The sequence below is a fragment of the Zoogloea sp. genome (assembly GCF_023150065.1).
Classification (GTDB): Bacteria; Pseudomonadota; Gammaproteobacteria; order Burkholderiales; family Rhodocyclaceae; genus Zoogloea.
In genome coordinates, this window is the sequence record NZ_JAKLLN010000086.1 from 1 (window position 1) to 864 (window position 864).

Consider the following 864-nt stretch of genomic DNA (forward strand, 5'->3'; position numbering starts at 1 on the left):
CGAGACGCTGCTGAAAACCCAGCTGTTGCCGCAGTCGGAGCTCGGCCTTCATTCGGCACTGGCCGCCTACGAGAACGGCAAGGCGGAGTTCGCGATGTTGCTGGAGGCGCAGCGCCAGATTCGCAAAGCCCGCCTGGAAATCCTGAAGACACAGGTCGAGGCGCAGATGCGTCTGGCCGAGATCGAACGCATTGTGGGAGAAGACCTGTGAAGACCGCCACGACAGTATTCATCATCGCCGCGATCGGTGCCGTCGGCGCCGGCAGCTACTGGCTGGGCACGCAGACGCGCAGCGCCGCACTTTCGTCCGCCGAGGCCAGCCAGGGGTCGCCCTCCGCTGCGGTGCCGAAGCAGCGCAAGCTGCTGTACTACCGCAATCCCATGGGGCTGGCCGACACCTCACCGGTGCCGAAGAAGGACCCGATGGGCATGGACTACATCCCGGTCTACGAAGGCGAAGACGAGGCCTCGCCTGGCGCTGGCGCCGGAGGGGCAGGCCAGGTGCGCATCAGCACCGAGAAGATTCAGAAATTGGGCGTGCGCACCGAGCCGGCAGGCATGCGCCTTCTCGGCAAGACGATCCGGGCGGCAGGCCGCATCGAGCCGGACGAGCGCCGGACCTTTGCAGTGACCGCGAAATTCGAAGGCTACGTCGAACGGCTGCACGTCAGTGCGACCGGCCAGCCGGTGGCCAAGGGTCAGCCGTTGTTCGAGGCCTACAGCCCTGAACTGGTTTCGGCGCAGCGCGAGTACACGATCGCCATGCAAGGGCTCGAAGCGATGAAGGAGGCCGGCACGGAGGCGCAGGCCGGCATGCGTCAGCTGGCCGACTCGAGCCTCGCGCGACTGCGCAACTGGGACCTG

1 protein-coding gene and 1 pseudogene are annotated in these 864 nt (G+C 66.3%); both read left to right on the top strand.

All coding sequences use genetic code 11. The annotated features are described in order from the left end of the window. Positions 1 to 211, top strand: a pseudogene (locus tag L6Q67_RS23550) (TolC family protein); the annotation flags it as partial. Beyond that, positions 208 to 864 (top strand): efflux RND transporter periplasmic adaptor subunit (locus tag L6Q67_RS23555; protein ID WP_296575958.1); only part of this gene is annotated, 657 nt, incomplete at its 3' end. The pseudogene L6Q67_RS23550 and the gene L6Q67_RS23555, both read left to right, overlap by 4 nt.